Consider the following 3,373-nt stretch of genomic DNA (forward strand, 5'->3'; position numbering starts at 1 on the left):
GACGACATCAATCGTTTTAACAAGGAGCTTATTGATTGGCTTCTTTGGTACAATACAAAAAGACCGCATGAATCGCTTGGCATGATTTCTCCTTTAAGGGATATTGTTATGACATTACCAGCCAAAGAGTCTCATATGTGGTGGACGCGTACATTTGTTTGACACTATCCTAAAATAGTGCTATAATATATTATATGAAAGATTTAACATTGATTATTTTAATCCTTGCTGTTTTTGTCGGCGGAGCACTTTTTATACTTGTATCCGGCGAAAATAGAGATAAAGCGCCAAATGTCAGCGCGCCTCAATTACCTTCTTCATCTATGAAGGCTTCTGTCTTAGATTCAAACAAAGCGACGACTACTCCAAGAAACTAGAAGATAAGCGCTTGCGGAAAAAACAATAAAAGAAATCCTAAAATAAGCATCAAGACTCCGCCTATCAAGCCAGAAAGTCTGCTGTATTTATAACTAGCGTGGATTTTACCAAAACCATACAAAGCAAGCGCGAATACGATAATGTCATCAATCATATATGTAAATATATAGACTAGTGTGTAACCTTGAACTTTAAAGAACCCAAAATTATTAATCTCCAGTATCTTTGTAAATGCCTGCGGAATACCGATAGAGCAAGCGAACTCTATGATATTAACAGAGAAAGCGATCGCCAAAATACCAAAAATCGTAATTATAGTAAAAGGAGAATTCACCAGCCTCTTAATACGGCTATCCCTCTTTTGCTGTGACTCTATACTCTCTACAGAACAAGTCAGCTTACTGCCGTCTTTAAAATATTTATATAAGAAATATACGCCGGCCCCCACGGCAAGAAGCGCCACAAGAGGCGTCACTATATAATCAAGTCCGATAAAATCCCAAGTCTTATACCAAACATTCAAGATAAGATAATACATTACCGACTCAGCTAAGATAAATAACCCCGCCACTTGCCACATCTTTTTCCTGTCGCCAACCTGAAGCAAGATCAAAAGGAAAGCTATAAGGACACCCATAGCGCACGGATTAAATCCGTCTACAAAACCTAAGATAGCCGCCAGAGAGAACAGAGAGAGACTTCTTAAGTCAACCGGGCCGAAAAACGGGAGTTTAAATACGAATTTTTCCTCTTGAGATTCAACAGTGCAAAAAATTCCATCTTCATCACTACCGCAAGAACCGCCACTCTCAAGCACGCTTCCTTTACCACCAGAAGCTATATATTCATCAATCCCGATCTCTTTTATTGATGGGTCATCTAATATCTCCATCATCCTCTGTCCTGTCGTCTCTTTTGAATCAAATCCTTGGATTAGCATTCCACCAATAAAAGTAAGTGGCGTAACTTTCGAAATATTTTTAAGTTCAGCCAGTTCGTTAAATTTATCTCTGTTTGCTTTATCAGCTACATTAAAATAGATAAGATTAAAATCATTTCTTTCTTTTTTTAAATCCTCAAAAAAACTTTTTTCCAACTGGCAATATTTACAATCTTCCCTGCCAAAAAAATATATAGTCTTTTTTACAGCCTCATCAGCCGAATAAGCGTATGGCACCAAAAATATACTCGCCAAAAAAACTATATTCAAAACAATAAAAATTTTCTTAAATAATTTCATCTTTTTTTTAACTCGCGCTTTTTAAATACTCTTTAATCTTATCCGCCATAATTTGGAAAATTTCTTTAAATTTCTCTTCATCCGGTTCAAGTAAAGTTACACGAAAGCCAAAAAGATCGGAATTAAAACCCGAAAGAGGCACTACGCAAATACCGGTTGCGCCCATAAGATAATAAGCAAATCTTTTATCAGGTAAGACATTTTTTGTTATATCTTCTATCATGGCGCGAGCGCCATCATTTTCTATATTTAATTTCTGATTGTTACTTAACACTCCGTCTTTAAAGACAACCGACATATAGAATGCGCCTTGAGGCTTCGGAGCTATAATACCGGAAACATTATTAAAAATTTTATGAGCAATATCTGCCCGCTTGCGATATTCATTATTTCTCTCTTTAAGGTGCTCTTTATAGCGCGGATCAGACATCACTTTTGGAATGACAAGCTGAGGAAGAGTTGTGGAGCACACTTCAAGCATCTTTGCATCAACAATAGTTTTTACATATCTTGAAAAAAGCTGATCCTTATCTTTGTTATATACTTCAATCCAACCGCACCTTGAACCCGGCCAAGGAAATTCTTTTGAGATTCCCTTCATTGCTATCCCGGGTACGCCATTTATAACCTTGGCGAGGGAAACAGCTTCTTCGTCACTGTATGAAATATTAGAATAAATTTCATCAGATATTATAAACAAGTCATGATCTTCGGCTATCTTTACAATCTCTTCAATGACCTTGCGCGGATAGACCATTCCTGTAGGATTGTCCGGGTTGATAATAAGAATACCGGCAATAGATGGATTATAGTGAACCTTGTTTCGCAAATCATCTATGTCCGGCAGCCAATTCCTTAGAGGCAAAAGATTGTAAGTGATATGAGGAGAACCGGCATGAGCCGCCTCTGCCGAAGAATGAGTAGAGTAAGCCGGCGAAGGACCTATGACCCTAGCCTCCCTGTTTAAGTAAGTATATATCTTAGAGATAGCGTCTCCTAAACCATTAAAAAATATAATATCATCGGCTGTAATTTTGACGCCGTTTTCTAAATTACATTTACCGGCAAGAAACTCGCGAGTTGCAAGCAGTCCTTTTGTCGGACAATAGGCGAAACTTTTATCATTTTCTATCTCACTTTTAATAATATCCTTAATCCAAGAAGGGATTTTCTCTCCTTTGGCGACAGGATCCCCTATATTCTCCCAAAGAATTTTTACCCCGAGCTTTTCTAACTTATCCGCAATAGCAACAATCTCTCTTATTTCATAAGTTAATTCTTCAGCGCCGGAATGGACAATATCTGTTCGCATCTTGCCATCTTATCATAATGTTGAATTTTTTCCATTTTCGTATTATCATCTAGTTATGGAATTATTTATAGCAAACAATCCATGGATATTGATTATCTTCATGCTTTGGGTCTTGCCGTGGAAAGGAATCTCCCTTTGGAAATCGGCTCGCCTTGGGCATAAATGGTGGTTTATTGTTCTTCTTATAGTGAACACTGCCGCGATATTGGATATAATCTACATATTCGGCATTGCGAGAAAAGCCGAGAAGAAGCAGGGATTCAACCAATAGTATTCTTTTTTTGCAAGATATGAATTAAATTTTAGTCTCGTTTTGACGAGAGCTAAAGTCATAGTGGCAATTTAAAAAATATACGGAGGAGTGCCAGAGTGGTTGAATGGAACAGTCTTGAAAACTGTCATACTCGAAAGGGTATCGTGAGTTCGAATCTCACCTCCTCCGC

4 protein-coding genes and 1 tRNA gene are annotated in these 3,373 nt (G+C 37.7%); 3 read left to right on the forward strand and 2 right to left on the reverse strand.

What is annotated here, in order from left to right; translation table 11 throughout:
- The first annotated feature begins 194 nt into the window (after positions 1-194).
- Positions 195-377, forward strand: a complete 183-nt coding sequence (locus NUV40_04475; GenBank protein ID MCR4343116.1) for a hypothetical protein — start codon at positions 195-197, stop codon at positions 375-377.
- Here the strand turns inward: NUV40_04475 and NUV40_04480 are convergent.
- Together NUV40_04480 and NUV40_04485 are read right to left on the reverse strand one after the other, a co-directional pair.
- Positions 374-1,618, reverse strand: a complete 1,245-nt coding sequence (locus tag NUV40_04480; protein ID MCR4343117.1) for a glutaredoxin — start codon at positions 1,616-1,618, stop codon at positions 374-376. The genes NUV40_04475 and NUV40_04480 overlap by 4 nt on opposite strands.
- 7 nt (positions 1,619-1,625) lie before the next feature.
- Positions 1,626-2,930: a pyridoxal phosphate-dependent aminotransferase gene (locus tag NUV40_04485; protein ID MCR4343118.1), complete on the reverse strand. Its 1,305-nt coding sequence runs from the start codon at positions 2,928-2,930 to the stop codon at positions 1,626-1,628.
- A 55-nt stretch (positions 2,931-2,985) separates the two neighbouring features.
- On the opposite strand from NUV40_04485, the gene NUV40_04490 reads away from it, so the two are divergent.
- Together NUV40_04490 and NUV40_04495 are read left to right on the forward strand one after the other, a co-directional pair.
- Entirely contained in the window at positions 2,986-3,201 is a 216-nt protein-coding gene (locus NUV40_04490) for a DUF5652 family protein (GenBank protein ID MCR4343119.1), read from the forward strand.
- Positions 3,202-3,285: 84 nt separating this feature from the next.
- Positions 3,286-3,372 (forward strand) — tRNA-Ser (locus NUV40_04495).
- Position 3,373 lies beyond the last annotated feature (1 nt).

The organism is Patescibacteria group bacterium (genome assembly GCA_024654625.1).
In the GTDB taxonomy this organism is placed as follows: domain Bacteria; phylum Patescibacteriota; class Minisyncoccia.